This is a genomic window from Actinoplanes sp. NBC_00393, from assembly GCF_036053395.1.
Classification (GTDB): Bacteria; Actinomycetota; Actinomycetes; order Mycobacteriales; family Micromonosporaceae; genus Actinoplanes.
Genome location: NZ_CP107942.1, coordinates 3900289 through 3919165, shown reverse-complemented (window position 1 = coordinate 3919165; position 18877 = coordinate 3900289). Strand labels below are relative to the sequence as shown.

At 71.5% G+C, this 18877-nt stretch carries 18 protein-coding genes; 16 read left to right on the top strand and 2 right to left on the bottom strand.

Features of this window, described 5'->3' with window-relative positions:
• Nucleotides 1-11: 11 nt before the first annotated feature.
• From OHA21_RS18500 to OHA21_RS18445, 12 genes are all read left to right on the top strand, one after another.
• A complete protein-coding gene (locus tag OHA21_RS18500) occupies nucleotides 12-1484 on the top strand; it encodes a GMC oxidoreductase (RefSeq protein ID WP_328475299.1) in 1473 nt (490 codons plus the stop codon).
• Nucleotides 1481-2977, top strand: a complete 1497-nt coding sequence (locus OHA21_RS18495; RefSeq protein WP_328475298.1) for a GMC oxidoreductase — start codon at nucleotides 1481-1483, stop codon at nucleotides 2975-2977. The genes OHA21_RS18500 and OHA21_RS18495 overlap by 4 nt, the downstream gene beginning before the upstream one ends.
• Nucleotides 2974-4344 carry an MFS transporter gene (locus OHA21_RS18490; protein WP_328475297.1) on the top strand — a complete coding sequence of 457 codons (1371 nt, stop codon included), beginning with the start codon at nucleotides 2974-2976 and terminating at the stop codon, nucleotides 4342-4344. The genes OHA21_RS18495 and OHA21_RS18490 overlap by 4 nt, the downstream gene beginning before the upstream one ends.
• Nucleotides 4341-5270, top strand: coding sequence for a sugar phosphate isomerase/epimerase family protein (locus OHA21_RS18485; RefSeq protein WP_328475296.1), 930 nt, complete (start codon nucleotides 4341-4343; stop codon nucleotides 5268-5270). The genes OHA21_RS18490 and OHA21_RS18485 overlap by 4 nt, the downstream gene beginning before the upstream one ends.
• Entirely contained in the window at nucleotides 5267-6229 is a 963-nt protein-coding gene (locus tag OHA21_RS18480) for a sugar phosphate isomerase/epimerase family protein (protein WP_328475295.1), read from the top strand. The genes OHA21_RS18485 and OHA21_RS18480 overlap by 4 nt, the downstream gene beginning before the upstream one ends.
• Nucleotides 6216-6617, top strand: a complete 402-nt coding sequence (locus tag OHA21_RS18475) for a C-glycoside deglycosidase beta subunit domain-containing protein (RefSeq protein ID WP_328475294.1) — start codon at nucleotides 6216-6218, stop codon at nucleotides 6615-6617. Before OHA21_RS18480 ends, OHA21_RS18475 begins: the two co-directional genes overlap by 14 nt.
• A complete protein-coding gene (locus OHA21_RS18470; RefSeq protein ID WP_328475293.1) occupies nucleotides 6614-7612 on the top strand; it encodes a sugar phosphate isomerase/epimerase family protein in 999 nt (332 codons plus the stop codon). The genes OHA21_RS18475 and OHA21_RS18470 overlap by 4 nt, the downstream gene beginning before the upstream one ends.
• Before the next feature lie 2 nt (nucleotides 7613-7614).
• A complete protein-coding gene (locus OHA21_RS18465; protein ID WP_328475292.1) occupies nucleotides 7615-8391 on the top strand; it encodes a TIM barrel protein in 777 nt (258 codons plus the stop codon).
• Nucleotides 8388-9398, top strand: coding sequence for a sugar phosphate isomerase/epimerase family protein (locus OHA21_RS18460; protein WP_328475291.1), 1011 nt, complete (start codon nucleotides 8388-8390; stop codon nucleotides 9396-9398). The genes OHA21_RS18465 and OHA21_RS18460 overlap by 4 nt, the downstream gene beginning before the upstream one ends.
• A gap of 17 nt (nucleotides 9399-9415) precedes the next feature.
• Nucleotides 9416-10129, top strand: a complete 714-nt coding sequence (locus tag OHA21_RS18455; RefSeq protein ID WP_328475290.1) for an SDR family NAD(P)-dependent oxidoreductase — start codon at nucleotides 9416-9418, stop codon at nucleotides 10127-10129.
• Between the two features lie 622 nt (nucleotides 10130-10751).
• Nucleotides 10752-12854, top strand: a complete 2103-nt coding sequence (locus OHA21_RS18450) for an adenylate/guanylate cyclase domain-containing protein (RefSeq protein WP_328475289.1) — start codon at nucleotides 10752-10754, stop codon at nucleotides 12852-12854.
• The gene (locus OHA21_RS18445) at nucleotides 12827-13486 is read left to right on the top strand and encodes a Crp/Fnr family transcriptional regulator (protein WP_328475288.1); all 660 of its coding nucleotides are present in this window, start codon (nucleotides 12827-12829) and stop codon (nucleotides 13484-13486) included. Before OHA21_RS18450 ends, OHA21_RS18445 begins: the two co-directional genes overlap by 28 nt.
• 31 nt (nucleotides 13487-13517) lie before the next feature.
• Here OHA21_RS18445 and OHA21_RS18440 read toward each other — a convergent pair whose 3' ends face one another.
• Together OHA21_RS18440 and OHA21_RS18435 are read right to left on the bottom strand one after the other, a co-directional pair.
• Nucleotides 13518-14729 carry a calcium-binding protein gene (locus OHA21_RS18440; protein WP_328475287.1) on the bottom strand — a complete coding sequence of 404 codons (1212 nt, stop codon included), beginning with the start codon at nucleotides 14727-14729 and terminating at the stop codon, nucleotides 13518-13520.
• A gap of 163 nt (nucleotides 14730-14892) precedes the next feature.
• Nucleotides 14893-15504 (bottom strand): CPBP family glutamic-type intramembrane protease, encoded by a 612-nt coding sequence (locus OHA21_RS18435; protein ID WP_328478459.1) that lies wholly within the window; start codon nucleotides 15502-15504, stop codon nucleotides 14893-14895.
• A gap of 169 nt (nucleotides 15505-15673) precedes the next feature.
• Here OHA21_RS18435 and OHA21_RS18430 point away from each other — a divergent pair, with 169 nt between their 5' ends.
• The 4 genes from OHA21_RS18430 (at nucleotide 15674) to OHA21_RS18415 (ending at nucleotide 18857) form a co-directional block, all read left to right on the top strand.
• Nucleotides 15674-15847 carry a hypothetical protein gene (locus OHA21_RS18430; RefSeq protein ID WP_328475286.1) on the top strand — a complete coding sequence of 58 codons (174 nt, stop codon included), beginning with the start codon at nucleotides 15674-15676 and terminating at the stop codon, nucleotides 15845-15847.
• A gap of 94 nt (nucleotides 15848-15941) precedes the next feature.
• Nucleotides 15942-16283 (top strand): STAS domain-containing protein, encoded by a 342-nt coding sequence (locus tag OHA21_RS18425; protein ID WP_328475285.1) that lies wholly within the window; start codon nucleotides 15942-15944, stop codon nucleotides 16281-16283.
• 708 nt (nucleotides 16284-16991) lie between these two features.
• On the top strand, nucleotides 16992-17408 hold the full coding sequence (locus OHA21_RS18420) for a GAP family protein (RefSeq protein WP_328478457.1): 417 nt from the start codon (nucleotides 16992-16994) through the stop codon (nucleotides 17406-17408).
• Between the two features lie 54 nt (nucleotides 17409-17462).
• Nucleotides 17463-18857 carry a DUF1254 domain-containing protein gene (locus tag OHA21_RS18415; protein WP_328475284.1) on the top strand — a complete coding sequence of 465 codons (1395 nt, stop codon included), beginning with the start codon at nucleotides 17463-17465 and terminating at the stop codon, nucleotides 18855-18857.
• The last annotated feature ends 20 nt before the right edge of the window (nucleotides 18858-18877 follow it).

Below are 18877 nucleotides of genomic sequence, written 5' to 3'. Positions count from 1 at the left end.
CAAGGAGCGACATGAGCGCGTACGACGTGGTGGTTGTCGGATCGGGTCCGGTCGGCACCGCCGCCGCCCGGGAACTGGCCGACCGGGCCCCCGACCTGCGCATCCTCGTGCTGGAGGCCGGGCAGGTGCTCGGCGACGTGCCCGGCGGGCACGTGAAGAACATCGCCGATCCGGGCGCGGCGCTGGCCGGGCTGCCGGCGGGTGCGGCGCCGCCGCCGGGTGCCACCCCGGCCCGGCCGGGAACCGCGCTGATCGGCACACCGGACATGCCCAACGCCGCGATCTCCACGAACGTCGGTGGGATGGGCGCGCACTGGACCGCGGCCTGCCCGCGGCCCGGCGACGACGAGGTGCCCGGCTTCCTCGACCCGGCCGTCCTGGACGAGGCGCTGGACCGGGCCGAGGAACTGCTGGCCGTGACGACGCACGCGTTCGACGGCGCGCCGCTGCGGGACGCGGTGCAGCAGGTGCTGGGGGAGGTGTTCGACCAGCCCGAGCGGCGGCCGGTCGGGCCGATGCCGGTCGCGGTCGCCGCCTCCGGTGACGGCAGCCTGCACTGGACCGGCCCGGCGGTGATCGCCGGTGACCTGTGGGAGCGCGGCAACGTCACCCTTCGGGCGGGCACGCGGGCCACGCGGATCGTCACCGAGGGCGACCGGGCCACCGGTGTCGAGGTCGTCGACGTGGCCACCGGTGAGCGTGAAGTCGTCGAGAGCCGCGCTGTCGTGGTGGCGGCGGACGCGTTCCGTACCCCGCAGCTGTTGTGGGTCTCCGGGATCCGGTCGGCCGCGCTCGGCCGGTATCTGAACGACCAGCCGCAGATCATGACGGCGTCGTTGCTGGACGACCGGTACGTCACCGACGAGGCCCCGGCGAAGGTGAGCGTGTCGGCGGCCAGCACACCGGGTGGCGGCGCGATCATTCCGCTCTCCGGCGTGTCCTGGGTGCCGTACGCCGCCGGCCGCCCCTTCCACGGCCAGGTCATGCAGATGGACGCTTCCCCGGTCAAGCTCGACCCCGGCATCACCGTGCGCCCCGGCCAGGTCGTCGGGCTCGGCTGGTTCTGCCGCAAGGAGGTGTCCGCCGCCGACCGGGTCTGGTTCGACGAGGACACCCCCGACGAGCACGGCATGCCGGCGATCCGGGTCGACTACACGCTGACCGACGCCGACCAGGCCGCGATCGCCGCGGCCGTCGAGGAGCTGCGCACCGCCGCGAAAGCCCTCGGCCGCCCGCTCGGCGAGCCGTTCGTGCTGCCCGCCGGCAGTTCCCTGCACTACCAGGGCACCACCCGGATGGGCCCGGCCGACGACGGCACCAGCGTCTGCGACCCGGCCGGCCGGGTCTGGGGCACCGCGAACGTCTTCGTCGGCGGCAACAACGTCATCCCGACCGCGACCGCCTGCAACCCGACGCTGACCGCGGTGGCCCTCGCCGTGATCACCGCCCGCGCTCTCGCCGACCTTCTGGAGGTGTCCCCGTGACCTCGACCGTTCTGATCGTCGGCAGCGGCCCGACCGGCGCCACGTACGCCCGCAAGCTCCTGGAATCCGTCCCCGGCGTCACCGTCCTGATGGTGGAGGGTGGGCCGGTCGTCTCCGACCCGCCCGGCATGAACGTCAAGAACATCGCCGACCCGGCCGAACAGGCCGCCGCCCGGCTCGCCTCGCAGGGCCGGGCCACCGACAGCGGCGTCTCCGGCATCCCCGGAGGTGTCGTCGTCGAAGGCACCGTCACCGCACGTCAGGGCACCTTCCTGATCGGCAGCGCCGCCGAGGGCTCGCCGGGGATGCCGGCCGCCGCCGCGGCGTCCTGCGTCGGCGGGCAGGGCGTGCACTGGACGTGCGCCACCCCGCGCCCGGTCGGCAGCGAGCGGATCGACTTCCTCGACCCGCGGGAGTGGGACGAGCACATCACCGAGGCGGAGAAGCTGCTGCACACCACGCGGGCGGCGTTCGGTGACTCGCCGCAGGCGTCGGCGATCCTGGAACTGCTCGGCAAGGAGTTCGCGCCGGACGGCATCACCGTGCGGCCGCTGCCGGTCGCCGCCGACCCGCGCGAGGACGGCACGCTGCGCTGGAGCGGCACCGACGTGGTGCTGGCCCCGGTGCTCAGCGACCCCCGGTTCACGCTGCGGTCCGAGACGCTGTGCGTGCGGCTGCTGCGCGACGGCGACCGGGTGACCGGGGCGGTGCTGCGCGACCAGCGCACCGGGGCCGAGGAGGAGGTGCGAGCGGATGCGGTCGTGGTCGCGGCGGACGCCATCCGTACGCCGCAGCTGCTCTGGGCCTCCGGGATCCGCCCCGACGCGCTCGGCCGATACCTGACCGAGCACCCGTTGCTGTTCGGTGTCGTCGCCCTGCGCGACGGGGCGGTGCCGCCGCGCGCCGACAGTGTCGCGCCGGTCGACCCGATCCGCGCGGTCGTCGGGATCGGCTTCGACGAGGAGAAACACCCGTACCACGCGCAGATCATGTTCAGCCCGATCTGCCCGGTGCCGCTGCCCGCGGACAGCCCGTACCGCGACAACCCGGCCGGGTACGCCGGGATGGGCTGGGGCGTGCGCAAGTGGCCGCGGCCGCAGGACCGGCTGACCTTCGCCGACGACCAGCCCGACGAGAACGGGCTGCCCGGCATCCGGATCGCGTACGAGCTGACCGAGCGGGAGCAGGCCGAACTCGACCGGGCCCGGGGACACCAGGCCCGCGCCGCGGCCGCCCTCGGCTCCTTCGTCGAGGGCATGCCCAAGGTGATGCCGGCCGGCAGCTCACTGCACTACATGGGCACAGTCCGGATGGGCCCGGCCGACGACGGCACCAGCGTCTGCGACCCGTTCTCGCGGGTGTGGGGCGTACCCGGTCTGGTCCTGGCCGGCAACGGCCTGATCCCCACCGCCAACTCCTGCAACCCCACCCTGACCAGCGTCGCGATCGCCGTGCGCGGCGCCGGCGCCCTGGCCGCGGAGCTGGCGGGGTGACTGTCGCCCCGGCAACGACCGTCAGCAGCCGCCCCCGGCTGCTGCTCGCGATCGCCTGCGCCGCCCAGTTCGTCTGCGTGCTGGACGCCTCGATCGTCAACGTGGCGCTGCCGCCGATCCAGAGCAGCCTGGCGCTCGACGCGACCGGCCTGCAGTGGGTGGTCAGCAGCTACACGCTCACGTTCGCCGGGTTCCTGCTGCTCGGCGGGCGCGTCGGTGACCTGTGGGGGCACAAGCGGGCCTTCCTGGCCGGCCTGCTGCTGTTCTCGCTCGCCAGCCTGGCCTGCGGTTTCGCCCAGGCCGGCTGGCAGCTGATCGCCGCCCGGTTCGTCCAGGGCGCCGGCGCCGCGGTGCTGGTGCCGACCACGCTCACCCTGGTCACCGCCGGGGTCGCCGACCAGAAGGCCCGGGCGAAGGCGCTCAGCGTGCTGACCGCCGCGGCCGCCGCCGGGGGAGCGTTCGGCGGCATCCTCGGCGGCGTCCTGACCGGGCTGCTGAGCTGGCGCTGGGTGTTCTTCGTCAACGTGCCGCTGGGCGCGATCCTGATCGCGGCCGCGGCCTGGGTGATGACCGGACAGGGCCGCCGCGACACCCGCGGCCGGCTCGACCTGCCCGGCTCGATCGCGGTCACCACCGGCACCGCGGCGCTGGTGTCCGCGGTGATCCTGGCCGAGGAGCACGGCTGGGCGGCGCCGCAGACGCTCGGCGTCGGGCTGCTGGCGGTGGCGGCGTTCGCCGTGTTCGTGCTGGTGGAGCGGCGCGCGGCGTACCCGATCGTGCCCCTCGGTGTCTTCCGGATCCGCTCGGTGACCGCCGCCAACGTGCTCGCCGCCCTGGTCAGCGGCGTGCTGCCGGCGACCATGTTCTTCCTGAGCCTCTACCTGCAGCAGGTTCTCCGGATGGACCCGCTGCAGGCCGGGCTCGCGCTGACACCCGGCGCGATCGGCATCGCGCTCGGTGCCCGGGCCGCCTCGCTCACGATCGGCCGGCTCGGCCCGCGCCGGCTGTTCGTGGCCGGCTCGCTGCTGGCCGCCGCCGGGCTGGCCTGGCTGTCGCTGATCGGCCCGGACGACCGGTACGTGTGGGCCGTGCTTCCCCCGCTCGTGCTGGTGATGGCCGGTCTCGGCGCCTCCGGGCTGCCGCTGACCGTGACTGCCACCTCGGGTCTGCCGGCCGAGCAGGCGGGCCTGGCGTCCGGGCTGCTCAACGCCTCCAAGCAGGTCGGCAGCGCGGTCGGCCTGGCCGTCCTGGTCGCCGTCGCCAGCGCCGCCTCGTCCACCGGCGCGGGCCTGCTCACCGGCGCCGTGCTGCTCGCCGCCTCGTGCTTGATCGCCTTCCCCCTCGCCGCTGAAAGGAGGCCCGCATGAAATGGTCCTACATGGATCACTGGGTCACCGAGACCCCGCAGGGTCCGCAGCCCCCGTCGTTCAACCGCGCCTACATGGACCGCTACGTCAAGCAGCTGTCGGCGCTGGGTTTCCAAGGTTTCGACACGTTCTTCTTCTACCTGCCGATGCTGGCCGGCATGTACGGCTCGGTCGCCGGCTTCGAGCGCTTCCTGCAGGACAACGGCTTCGACAAGATCACCGGCATTTTCTCGGCCTATCCGTACGCCACGAAGTACACGGCCCCGCACGTCCGCGAGACCCACGACCGGATCTTCGCCGACTGCGAGAACACCGTGCGCGCCGTCGAGGGCCTGTCGGTGGAGAACTTCATCGTCATGCCGACCACCACGTACTTCCAGGTCGAGCCGGTCACGCCGGACAAGATCAAGATCATGGCGGATCTGTGGAACCGGGTCGGCGCGATGACCTTGCAGCACGGCATGAAGACCACCTGCCACTTCGAATTCTGGGGCGCCATCCGTACGCGTGAACAGCTCGACCTGTTCTTCGCCGAGACCGACCCCGCGCTGGTCCACTTCTTCTGCGACACCGCCCAGCACACCATCGCCGGGGTCGACCCGATCCAGATGTTCCGCGACTACAAGGACCGCTGCACCGGCTTCCACTTCAAGGACACCCACACCGTCGACACCGCCGAGGCGTACCGGACTCCGCCGGACCCGGAGCTGATGGCGCCCGGCGTGGACCGCTGGTTCTACGAGATGGGCACCGAGGGCGGCCTGGTCGACTTCCCGGCTTTGATCCGCGAGATCGTCGCCTCCGGATACGACGGCTGGCTCACCGTCGAGCACGACAAGGCCGAACTCGGCGGCGGCAGTTACGCCGAGGCGACCTGCGTCGCCAAGTGGTACATCGACAACGTCCTCGCGGAGGTGACCGCATGAGGTGGGCGTACGCACTCAACCAATGGAACATCCGGATGGACGTGTTCGTCCGGCACGAGGACCAGAAGCGTGCCCTCAAGACCGTGTCGGCGTGCGGCTTCGACCACATCGAGCTGGCCGCCGGCACCGGCCGCTGGGACAACCTCGGCCGCCCCGAGGTGATCCTGCTCAACCACGGCAGCCACGCCGGCTTCCTGGAGTTCCTGCGCGGCTGCTCGATCCGGGGTGTGTCCAGCATGTTCTGGGACCCGGGCCAGCCGGTCGAGGAGGAGGGCTGGGCGTTCCGGTCCACCGCGAACCCGGCCGACCACGACGCGATCGTCGAGTCCGCCCGGCCGTTCATCGACTTCCTGGCCGGAATCGGCGCCGACACCCTCGTCGTGCGGCCGACCGGCTCGGCCTGGCTGAGCCCGCCGCTGGACGCCGACGCGATCAAGCACATCGGCCAGGTGTGGAACCGGGTCGGCGAACTGGCCGCCGCCTCCGGGGTTCGCGTCGCCCTGCACTACGACTGCCTGAGCGCGGTGCACACCGAAGCCGACCTGGAGAACCTCCTGGCCGCCACCGACGCCGGGCTGGCCCTGGACACCGCCGAACTGACCATCGGCGGCATCGACCCGGTCGCCTTCTACCGCCGGCACCACGACCGGGTCACCCACGTGCACCTCAAGGACACCCGGTACGCGGACACCGGCACCGAATACCTCATGCCGGGCGCGGAGACGACCATGCTGCGCGGCGGCGCCGGGCGGCGCATCGAACGCTGGTTCTACGAACTCGGCACCGAGGGCGGCCTGGTCGACGTCGAGGCCTTCGTCGCGGCGCTGCGCGAACACGACTACCCGGGCTGGGTCGTCGTCGAGAGCGACCACGGCGGCAACCCGGCCGAACTCGCGATGCTCAACAGCTGGTACCTGCAGCACGAACTCGGATTGGAGCGCACACATGGCTACCGGTGACACCGTCCTCAGCGACGACAGCCTGGCCACCCACCCGGACGGTCTGGCGATCAGGCTGACCGTGCCCTGGTACCGCAGCCTCTGGCTGTCCAGCGTCACCGACATCGCTGTCGCGGTCGGTGGGCAGCCCGTCCCCGCCTCGCGGCTGCGCGCCGAACTGGACGGGCGCAGCTACCGGATCGACGAGCTGGGCGAGCAGTGGGACGTGCTCTGGTTCATCCAGGACCGCCTCACCGTCATCGTCACCCTCGATGCGCCTGCCCCGGCCGGGTCGGACCTCGACGTCGAGGTGACCGTCGACCTGCGACTGCCGTACATGCAGATCGCGCCGCAGAAGTACGTGACCAACCACGCCAGCAACCGCCGGACCCTGGGGGTCGGAGCATGACCATCAAACTCGGACTCACCCTCTACTCCCTGACCAGCGAGTGGGCCGCCGGCCGCTACGACCTGGCCGGGCTGCTCGACACGGTCGCCAAGACCGGCATCGGGCCGGGTGTGGAGATCGTCGCCTCGCAGACGTTGCGCACCTATCCGTACGTCACTGATGAATTCGTGCGGGAGTGGCGCGACGCCTTCGACCGGCACGGTCTGGTGCCCAGCTCGTTCGGCTGCAACCTGGACATGGGCCGGCGCCGCGACCGGGACATGACCGAGGACGAGGAGTACGAGTTCACCGTCGCCCAGTTCCGCAGCGCCCGCGCCCTGGGCTTCCCGCTCGTGCGTATCCAGAGCGCCAAACCCTCGCTGATCCGCCGGCTGATGCCGGTGGCCGAGGAACTCGACCTCACCCTCGGCTGGGAGATCCACGCCCCGCTCGGCCCGAACTCGCCGAAGGTCCTCGAGATCCGCGAGCTCTACGGCGAAATCGACTCGCCGCGACTCGGATTCGTCGCCGACTTCAGCTCGACCATGCGCCGGATGTCGCCGACCCTGCTGCGCAAGCTGGCAAAGCTCGGCCTGGAACCGGTCGACCTCGACAAACTGCAGGTGATCTGGGCCGGCGACGGGGACATCAACGCCCGGCACGGCGAGTTCGTCGAATACCTGCACTCGCGCGGGATCGCCCCGGAGAGCCTCGGCTCGTTCGCCCGGCTGGCGTTCAACATGCACGGCCACGTCGACCCGCGCGAATGGGCCGACATCATGCCGCAGATCGTCCACGTGCACGCCAAGTTCTACGACATCGACGACAACGGCGACGAGCCGGCCATCGACTACCCGGCGATCGTGCGCGAGTTCGTCCGCGGCGGCTACGACGGGTTCTTCTCCAGCGAGTGGGAGGGGCACGCGTTCGCCGACCTGGACGAGGCCGACCCGGTCGACCTGGTCCGCCGCCAGCACGACCTGATCCGCCGCTCGATCGCCGCGTTGGGGGAGTGACCGTGTATCAGCTCTCCCCGAACGTCGAACTTCTCTTCACCGAAGCCGGCCCGGACATCGCCGACCGGATCCGGGCCGCCGCCGCGGCCGGGTTCGACGCCGTCGAGATGTGGGGCACCCTCGACCGGGACGTCACCGCGATCGGCAGGGCCCTCGGCGACACCGGGGTCGCGCTGACCTCGATGATCGCGGAGCCGCGCACCAACTTCACGCTGCCCGGCACCGACCTGAAGCCGTTCTTCGACGGCCTGGACCGCGGCATCGAGAACGCCCGGACGCTCGGCTCGCCGCGCATCGTGCTGGGCTCCGGCATCGGCTTCCCCGGCGCCAAGCGGCCGCAGAACCTGGAACGCCTGGTCGAGGTGTTCCGCGAGGCGGTGACCCGGACCGAGGGTTCCGGCGTGAAGCTCGTGCTGGAACCGGTCAACACCCGCGTCGACCACCCGGGCGCGCTGCTCGACCGCACCGCGGAGGCCGTCGCGGTCGCCCGCGCCGTCGACTCTGAGCGCTTCGGCATCCTCTACGACCTGTACCACTCGGTCACCGAGTCCGAGGACCCCGCGACGGTACTGGCCGACGCCGGTGACCTGGTCGACTACGTGCAGATCGCCGACGCGCCCGGCCGTGGCGAACCCGGCAGCGGCTCGCTGGACTGGGCGGCCCAACTGCGGGTTCTGCGCGAAGCTGGATACCGCGGGCCGATCGGGCTCGAGTACATGCCGACCGTCGACACCGTCACGTCCCTGCGCCACATCCGTTCGTTCGAGAGGCTCGCATGACTGCCCGTCAGCCCGTCACGCTGTTCACCGGCCAGTGGGCCGACCTGCCGTTCACCGAGGTCGCCAGGCTGGCCTCGGAGTGGGGTTACGACGGTCTGGAGATCGCCGCCTCCGGTGACCACCTCGACCTGGAACGCGCCGAGGCCGACCCGGCCTACCTGCAGTCGCGCCTGGACATCCTGGACAAGTACGGCCTGCGCTGCTGGGCGATCTCCAACCACCTGACCGGCCAGGCCGTCTGCGACGACCCCATCGACTTCCGGCACCAGGCCATCCTGCGGCCCGGCACGTGGGGCGACGGCGACCCCGAGGGCGTACGCCAACGCGCCGCCGAAGACATGAAGCGGGCCGCCCGGGTGGCCCGCCGTCTCGGCGCCGACGTGGTGGTCGGCTTCACCGGCTCGAAGATCTGGAAGTACGTCGCGATGTTCCCGCCGGTGCCGCAGTCGGTGATCGACGACGGCTACGAGGACTTCGCCCGCCGCTGGAACCCGATCCTCGACGTCTTCGACGCCGAAGGCGTGAAATACGCGCACGAGGTCCACCCGTCGGAGATCGCGTACGACTACTGGACGTCGGTGCGCACCCTGGAAGCGATCGACCGGCGCCCCGCGTTCGGCTTCAACTGGGACCCGTCGCACATGCTGTGGCAGGGCGTCGACACGGTCGGTTTCATCACCGACTTCGCCGACCGCATCTACCACGTCGACTGCAAGGACACCCGCGTCCGCCCGGCCACCGGCCGCTCCGGCATCCTCGGCTCCCACCTGCCCTGGGGCGACCCGCGCCGCGGCTGGGACTTCGTCTCCACCGGCCACGGCGACGTCCCCTGGGAGGACGCGTTCCGCGCCCTGGCCTCGATCGGCTACACCGGCCCGATCTCCATCGAGTGGGAGGACGCCGGCATGGACCGCCTGCACGGCGCCGCCGAAGCGGTCGGCCGGGTCCGCTCGATGCTGTGGCCGCTGCCGACGGCATCGTTCGACGCCGCCTTCAGCAACCAGTAAGGGCGAGAATGCACGCCATGGCGTGCATTCTCATCACCGGCTCCGCGGACGGCCTGGGGCGGGCCGCTGCCGACACCCTGCTCGGCGACGGGCACAAGGTCGTCGTGCATGTCCGCTCCCGGCAGCGGCTGACCGCCGTGCAGGACCTCGTCGACCGCGGCGCCGTGACCGTCGCCGGTGACCTGGCCGACCAGGGCGAGACGCGGGAGGTCGCCGAGCAGGTCAACCGGCTCGGCGCGATCGACGCGGTGATCCACAACGCCGGCGTCTACCGCGGCGCGCAGATCATGCCGGTCAACGTGGTCGCGCCCTATCTGCTCACCGCCCTGATCGACGGCCCGCAGCGTCTGGTGTATCTCAGCAGCGGCATGCACCAGGGCGGCCGGGCGGATCCAGCCGGCCTGGCGACCGGCACCTACTCGGACAGCAAACTCTTCGTCACCACGCTGGCCGTCGCGGTGGCCCGGCTGCGGCCCGGCGTGCTGAGCAACGCCGTCGATCCTGGCTGGGTGCCGACCAGGATGGGTGGCCCGGGCGCCCCGGACGACCTGCGGCTCGGGCATCTCACCCAGGAGTGGCTCGCCACCAGCACCGAGCCGGCGGCGCTCACCAGCGGCGGGTACTGGCACCACCAGCAGCTGCGCAGCCCGCACCCGGCGGTCCACGACGTGCGCTTCCAGGACCGGTTGCTGGCGGCACTGGCCGACTTCACCGGCACGCCGCTGACCTGACTCGTCGCCGCCGACCCCGGGATGCTGCGCGCGGACGCCGGCCCGGGACGCAGTGGGCGGACGCCGGCCCGGGACGCTGCGCGCGGACGCCGGCCCGGGATACTGCGCGCAGACGCCGGCCCGGGACGCTGCGCGCAGACGCCGGCCCGGGACGCAGTGGGCAGCCGTCGCTGGCCCGGGATGCACGAGCGCGCAGGCCGGGAGCCAGCCGAGCAGAAGCTTCCCAGGGTCGCGAACTAGCCTCCTAGGACGGCTGACCGGGTGTGCGGGCGGTCCCAACAGGGTGTGCGGGCGGTCGCGGTCGCCACCGGTGGAATCGGCACCAAGACAGGAACGGCCGACAACCTCGATCGGGCGGCGAACCGCGCCTTCGGCCAGGCCAGGGATTCCATGGCCAGCGCGACGGTCGGCAGGCGACCAGCCAACGCACGCCGAGGCGGAGCTGTGCGGGCCCAGCCGGCGCACGCGGCCGCGGCGTTGTGTGCGCGACCACCCGGTGCACGCCGCCGCGTCGCTGCGTGCGCGACCCGGCCGGTGGATGAGATCGGCAACGGCCGAGCGGCACCCATGAGCGCACATATCCGACAGCTTCACCAGGCAGGTTCCGGACTACGGTGAATCGATGGAGCCAGTGGTGGGCCGCGGCGGGCCGGCCCGGGTGATCGTGTGGGTCGCGCACCTCGCGGCGCCGCTGGCCGGGCTGTGGGTGCTGCTCGCCTGGCCGCAGCTGGATCACCGCTGGCAGCACGGTCCGTCGCATTTCTGGCTGGTGCTCGCGGTGTCCGCGGTCAGCCTCTGGCTCGCCATCGTGATCAACGAGGCGGCGCGGCGGCGGTCCGACGCGCGGCTGCTGCTGGTCGCGTTCTCGTTCCTGATCGCGGCCGCTTTTCTCGGGTTGCATGCGGTGGCCACGCCCGAGGTGCTGTTGCAGGGGCGCAACGCCGGTTTCACGTACGCCTCCCCGGTTGGTCTCACCTTGGCTGCCGTGTTCGCCGCCGCCTCGGCCGCCGATCTGCCCGCCCGCCGGTCCGCCGCGCTGCTGCGCTGGTCGGGGCCGTTGCGTGCGGCGCTGCTGTTGTTCGTCGCGGCGTGGGCGGTGGCCTCGCTGACCGGCATGCCGCCGCTGTCGCGGGTGCCCGCCGCCGACGAGGCCGTGCCGACGTTCGTGCTTTCGGTCGTCGGCGTGCTGCTGTTCGGGCTGGCCGCGGCCCGCTATTTCGTGCTGTACCGGCGGCGCCGCACGGTCATGCTGCTGTCGGTGGTGACGGCGTACACGCTGCTCGCCGAGGCGTCCGCGGCGATGGCGGTCGGCCGCAGCTGGCATGCCGCCTGGTGGGAGTGGCATCTGTTGATGGCGGCCGGGTTCGGCTATGTCGCCTACAGCGCCTGGGTGCAGTATCGCAACGAGGGCGCGGCCGCCGGGCTGTTCACCTCGGTCGGCACCGAGGACACCGTGCGCCGGCTGCGCGCCGAGTACGGCGCGGCGCTGGAGGCCCTGGTCGACGCCCTGCACCAGCGCGAGCGTGGGCAGCTCACCGAGCAGCAGATGGCCGCCACCACCGACCGGCTGGCGCAGCGTTTCGAGCTGACCGAGGGCCAGACCGCGGTGCTGGGCCGCGCCGCGGGCGCGCTGGCCGCCGAACGCGACCAGATTCGCAAGCTGGGCGCGCTGGTCGCGGTCGGGCACGATGCCCGGGTGATGCTCACCGACGGGGAGCTGCTGCGCGGCGCGGTCACGCACATTTCACGAGCGTTTGATCGGTACGCGGTGAGCGTCGGCCTCGTCGAGGAGGGTCATCTGGTCTTCCCGCCGGAGTTGACGACCGGCTCGTTCGACGATCGGGAGCACCCCGCGCAGACAGCGCTGGCCGTCGGCGAGCCGGTGACCGACACCGCCGGCACCCTGTTCGTGCCGTTCACCGTGAAGGGCCATCCGGCCGGGGTGCTGGCCGCGGGCCGCGCCGGGGAGCCGGTCCCGGACCGTGATGCGGCCCTGCTCGCCTCGCTGGCCAGCCAGCTCGCGATCGCGCTGGAGAACGCCCGGCTGTACCGCCGTCTCGACGTGCTGTTCCGGCAGTACATGTCGCCGGATGTGGCGACCGCGCTGGTCGCCGACCCGAGTCAGGCGGCGCTGGGCGGTGCGGTGGTCGAGGTGACCTCGCTCTTCGCCGACCTGCGCGGGTTCACCACGTTCTCGGAGCGGTCCACGCCGGTGCAGATCGTGGAGATGCTCAACCGCTACTTCGACGTGGCGACCAGGGCGGTGCTCAGCGAGAACGGCACGGTCGTCCAGTTCGTCGGCGACGCGCTGATGGCGTTGTTCAACGCTCCGGCCCGGCAGCCGGATCACGCGTTGCGGGCTGCCCGGGCGGCGTTGCGGATGCAGGCCGAGGTGGACCGGATCGCCGCGGACTGCCCGGGCTGGCCGCGGTTCCGGGTCGGGATCAACACCGGGGAGGCGCTGGTCGGCAACATCGGCGGGGAGGCGCTGCGCAACTTCAACGCGATGGGGGACGCGGTCAACGTCGCCGCCCGGCTGGAGACGTCGGCCGAGCCGGGGCAGGTGGTGATCGGCGCGTCGACCCGGGATCGGCTCGGCGCCGGCGCGCTGGTCGACCCGTTGGGCGATCTGCATGTGAAGGGGCGGAGCCAGCCGGTTTCCGCGTACGTGCTGCGGAGCCTGCGAGGTGAGGACGCATGGCGCGGGAGTTCCTTGATCAGCTGAGCGCGGCGGACCGGGAGGATCTGCTCGGCCGGGGCCGGCGGCGGCGCTGGCGTTCCGGCGCGACGCTGTTCGGCGAGGGTGATCAGTCGACGACGGTGGTGCTGGTGCTCAGTGGCCGGGCGAAGGTGTTCTCGCTGACCGAGCAGGGCGGTGAGGTGCTGTTGGCGATCCGCGGGCCGGGGGCTCTGCTGGGGGAGATGTCGGCTCTGGACGGGGCGCCCCGCTCGGCGTCGGTGGCGGCTCTGGAACCGTTGGAGACGGTTGTCGTACCGGTGCGGGCTTTTCTTGATTTTCTGTCCGCCCGCCCGGAGGCGGCGCTGTGCATCGTGCGGTTGATCGTGGGCCGGTTGCGGGACGCCGATCGTAAGCGCATCGAGTTCGGCACCTATGACGCTCTCGGCCGGGTCGCGTTGCGCCTGGTCGAGTTGGCCGAGCGGTTCGGGCAGTCCGGCGAGCGGGGGGTGCGGATCACGCTGCCGCTGACCCAGGAGGAGCTGGCGGCGTGGACCGGCTCGTCGCGGGAGTCGGTGACCAAGGCGTTGCGGACGCTGCGCCGGCACGGGGTGATCGAGACGAGCCGCCGGTCGGTGGCGGTGCTGGACGTGGACGAGCTGCGCGCCCGGGCCAGATGAGACCCGGGCGCGCAGTTTCTCGGGGTGAGGATCAAAGTTCGCAGCTGACCCGCACGTCGATGGCGTCGGTGTTGCAGTCGTCGGTGTTGGCGCCACCGTTGGCGATGTCCCGCACGCCGTCGACGGCCTGGATCAGGTCGTTGCCGGCCTGGCCGAACATCTGGTCGTTGCCGGCCCCGCCGATCAGGGTGTCCCGGGCGGCGCCGCCGGACAGGATGTCGTTGGCCGCGTTGCCGCGCAGGACGTTGGCGACGCCGTTGCCGGTGAGCCGGTCGCCGGCCCGTCCGCCGGTGGCGTTCTCCACGTTGGCCAGGTTGTTGTCGAACTCGGGTGCGGAGCCGTCGTTGGCCACGCCGTTGAGGGTGACGTTGACGGCGATGGTGCGGGCCGAGTAGTCCGTGGTGTCGGTGCCCGCGCCGCCGTTGAAGATGTCCCGGCCGTCGCGCAGCGCCAGCGCCACCGCGGTGTCGTTGCCGTTGCCGCCGACCAGGGTGTCGTTGCCGAAGCCGCTGATCAGCCGGTCGTTGCCGTTCAGGCCGGACAGCGTGTCGGCGCCGGCCTGGCCGTCGAGGACGTTGCTGACCGCGTTGCCGGTGAGCAGGTCGCCGACGCGCCCGCCGGTGGCGTTCTCCACGTTGGCCAGGTTGTTGTCGAACTCGGGTGCGGAGCCGTCGTTGGCCACGCCGTTGAGGCTGACGTTCACCGCGATGGTCCGCAGCCGGTAGTCGGCGGTGTCCCGTCCCGCGCCACCGTTGAACGTGTCCCGGCCGTCGCGCCCGGTCTCGTAGATCGCCGTGTCGTTGCCGGCGTTGCCGAACATGGTGTCGTTGCCGAGCCCGCCGCGCAGCCTGTCGTTGCGCGAACCGCCGAGCAGCGTGTCGTTTCCGGCCCCCCCGTTGAACACGCCCGCGATAGCGGTCAGGTTTTTGACCCGGTCGTTGAGGTTGCCGGTGTTGACGGCGACCCGCAGCACGCCGGCGGACGGGCACCGCACCGCGTTGGCAGCCAGCTGGAAGCAGCCGGCCCCGGCGGTCATGGTGTCGCCGAGATCGCGCAGGATGACGTTGTTCCCGAGCGTGCTGATCGTGATGTTGTTGGCCCGGTTGTTCGCGGCGTTCGCCGTGATCTGGGCCCCGGCCCGGGTTACCCCCGTGGCGGCGTGGGCCGGGGCGGCCAGCACCAGCACCGGCGCGACCCCGAGCGCGGCGAGGACCGCGATGCGGCCCGCGTTACGCATTCTCATGACGTACTTCCCCCCTCGATGCGTGCCGGCGACCCGTCGTTGAGCCGCCCGGGCACCGCAACACCGTCGCAGCTCAGAGGCGTGCGGCCGGAGGAAGAAATACGAGCTGGAGCGGGTAAGGATGCCCGCTGGTGGTGTCGCCCAGCCGCTTGTGCGCGGGCGTTCAGCCGCCGGCGCCGTGGTAGAAGAGCCGGCCCAGCCCGACCGTGAAGATCGTGATGCCGTAGAGCGCATGCTCCACCGACACCACCACCAACGAGCGGGACTGCTGATAGCGGCGCGCGAACAGCCAGCCACCACCGACGGTCAGCAGCACCGCGAGGACGTTGCCGAAGATCAGGTGGGCGAACCCGAACGCGGCTGCGCTCGCCGCCGCCGCGCCACGTCCGTCCCCGAAGATCGGCGCGTAGCGGTGCAGCAGGAACGCCCGGAACAGCAGCTCTTGCGGATACACCGACAACAGCGGGTAGAGGATCAGGATCGCCGCCCACAGCCACGGCTGCTCCCGTGGCAGGTCGAACAGGTGCTCGCGGTCGAACATCGCGACCCCGGCCATGGCCAGCACCGAGAACACCGCCCACCGGCCTACCATGCCGGGCAGCGCCGCACGCAACGCGCCGGCCCGCCACAGCTCGCTGCGGGCAACGCTTCTGAGGTACGGGTAGACGGCCGCCGCCGCGACCAGAAGCACCGGAATCGGCCCGCCCGGCACGTCGAGCACCACGAGCAGGCAGGTCAGCCCGTAGAACAGCAGCACATGTTCGACCCGACGCATGATCACCCCGGCCGACCGTATCGGCGCGGAGCGACTCCGGAATGGACTCCAGGTGGACGCCGGAGAGTTCGGCCGCCGTTCAGCCGACGTTGGGGTGCCCGCAGCACGGCGTCAGCCGTGGCGGCGACGACAAAGGGATCCTGCCCGATCCTCGCCCCCGGAGCCCGCAATGATCATTCTGGTGATTGCCGGTTCGGTCCTGCTCGGCGGAACGACCTGGCTCGCCCTGCAACAGCCGACCGCCACCCATCCTGACCGCAACTACCGGCTGACCGCCGCCGGCCTGGTGTTGTGCCTGATATTCGCAGCTGCCGCGCTTGCCGTCGTCGTGACTCGACTGTGATGAAGTGAAATCTTGCTGCGGGCTCTCGACGGCATACGCCCAACGCCTTAGCGTTGACCACCCGGAGAAACATCGGGTAACGGAAGGTTTCGCGATGACCGTGACCACGGTCGACATCAACACCGACGCCGACGGCACCCTCGTCATCCGCCCCCACGGCAGCCTCGACGCCTCCGACGCCGTCGACCTGCGGCGCACCCTGGTCGAGGCCATCCGCCACACCCGCCCGCTGCGCCTGATCGTCGACCTCGGCGCCGTCCGCGACGCCGACCCGATCAACATCGGCACCCTCGCCGCCGCCTGCCACCTCGGCGACGACCACAAGGTCGCCGTCTTCCTCGACCACAGCTGGTCGGCGATCGCCGCCCAGCTCACCGCCGCCGGCGTCCCCAGCCACCGGCTGCGCCACATCACCCGCGAGACCGGCCGGCCCTAGACCGGTTCCGGGCTCGAGGTCCGCCCGCCGGACAGCGCCGGTCCGGGCTCGAAGCTCGCCAGCGGGACAGCGCCGGTCTCGGCACAACGCGGCCCGCAGCCCGGGCAGGCCCGATCCGGCTGGCGCTCAGGGTCGTTTCCCGCCTCCGTAAGCAGCCCTGACAGCCCGCCGGGTCGTCCGGCTGGCGCTCAGGGTCGTTTCCCGCCTCCGTAAGCAGCCCTGACAGCCCGCCGGGTCGTCCGGCTGGCGCTCAGGGTCGTTTCCCGCTCCCGCAAGCAGCCCTGACAGCCAGCCGGGTTGTTCGGCTGTTGTGTATGCGCGTCGCCGTAGGCGCGGTCTGCATTCGGGTGCCGCGTGACACCGGATCGGCGGGCCAGCCGCGGGGCGGTGACCATCTTGTGTGGATCACGCTGAGAGCCGTAATTCCCAGCTGAGGGGTCCGCGAGGCTGTTTTTCCGGGGTCGGCTGGGAGCTGCTGCTGCCTCGACCGGCCGAAAGGGTGCGCAACTCCCAGCCGGGTGATCAACAAGGCCGGATACACCGGCTCGGCTGTGCTTTATGGCGGGCGCCTGCCCTGGACCGCAGGCACCGAACCGGGTGACGTCGCTGCCGGGCGGCTCGGGCCTCGATTCGGGCTTAGTTGATCACTCGGCCGTGCAGTGGTGCTGTCCCACGGCACCGCAGACAGCTCTGCCGGGCGGCTGAGCGATCAAACAGGCCGAAATAGCGGCCTCAGCCGCCCACTGGCGCTGTCACCCGCTGATCCACCATGCGCCGCAGCCCGTACGCCAGGCGCCGCAGCCCGCCGCGTCGATGCCGGGCTGGATGAACGCGATCGACGAGTTCGGCGCCGGCAAGTCGCTGGGCGTGGCGGTGCTGCTGTCGGCGGTGAACCCGAAGAATCTGCTGCTGGCGGTGGCCGGGGCGGCGGCGATCGCGCAGACCGGCATCGCGGGCGGGCAGCAGGCGGTCGCGTACGCGGTCTTCGCGCTGATCGCGAGCCTGGGTGTCGCCGCGCCGGTGGGGCTTTACCTGGCGTTGGGCAAACGGTCGCAGGAGCTGCTGGCGGGCCTGAAGGACTGGCTGAGCGCGCACAACGCCGTGATCATGTCGGTGCTCTGGTGAGAGTCATCCGTTCCGAGTGATTCCCGCCGGGCGCGCGACGGCCAGGCTTCGGGCATGCCTTCCGGAATCAGTCCCGAGGTCCGTGCCGCCGTCGCCGTCCCGGATCAGCTGGAGTCCCCGCTCGGCAAGCTGAGTTTCTTCGACGGTGTGCCGAGCCTGGATTCGATCGACACGATCTATGACCTGCTGGATCTGAACCGGGCGATCGAGGTGTACCTGAACACGATCCCGGGTGCGTCGCTGGTGGCGATGCGCAACGGTTTCCGCAGTGTCGGCCTGGACGGTATCGGCGCGGTGGGTTACACGGCGCCGCGCGCGAACTCCGGCAGTCTGTTTCTCACCCCGAACACCGAGACGACGTACGGCTCCGCGTTCCTCGATCTGGCGGCGAGCGGCCCGATCGTCGTCGAGAACCCGCCGAACTCGCTCTGCGTGATCGACGACTTCTGGTTCCGGTACGTCGGCGACCTCGGCCTGGCCGGACCGGATCAGGGTGCGGGTGGCCGTCACCTGCTGTTGCCGCCGGGTTTCGAAGGCTCGGTGCCGGACGGCTACCACGTGCTGCGCACCCCGACGTACACGAACTGGCTGGTGGTGCGGGCCCTGGGCGGGGTGCCCGACATCCTGCGGACGAGGGTCTACCGGCTCGAGGATGCCGCGGATCCGCCGGCGAACGAGTTCGTGAACCTTGCGGACAAGTCGTTCAACACCGTGCATGCCAACGACCACACCTTCTACGACGAGATCGACACGCTGATCCAGGAGGAGCCGGCCGGCGCGCTCGATGCGGAACGGGCCGGGCAGTGCGCGGCGATCGGGCTGGTCAAGGGGCGGCCGTTCGCCCCGGACGAGCGGATGCGCCGGATCCTGGCGCAGGCGGCGCCGTTGGCGGCTGCGATCGCCCGGGCGTTGGTGTACAAGCCGCGTGACCCGCGGGCGTACGTGTATCCCGGCGGGACCTGGCTGAACGCGTTCATCGGTGGCAGCTACGAGTTCCTGGACGATCACGCCCGGCTGCTGGATGCGCGGGCGCAGTTCCACTACTTCGCCACGGTGATCACGCCGGCCATGGCGGCGGCCCGGGTGGGCACCGGTTCGGCGTACGCGTACACCGCGATGGACAGCCGCCACGAATGGCTGGACGGGGGCCGGTCGTACCGGCTGACGCTGCCGCCGGAGATCCCGGCGAAGAACTTCTGGTCGGTGGATCTGTACGACACGCAGACCCGTTCGCTGCTGGAGACCGACAACCCGTATCCGTCGGTGATGGGCCGCACCACCGGCGGCGTCGACCTGTTCTTCGGGCCGAACCCGCCGGCCGGGCGCGAGGCGAACTGGGTGCGCACGGTGCCGGGCAAGTCGTGGTTCGCGATGCTGCGCCTGTACGGCCCGCTCGAACCGTGGTTCGCCAAGACCTGGCGCCCGGGGGATATCGAACCGCTGGACTGAACCCCGCGGATGTGGCGCAG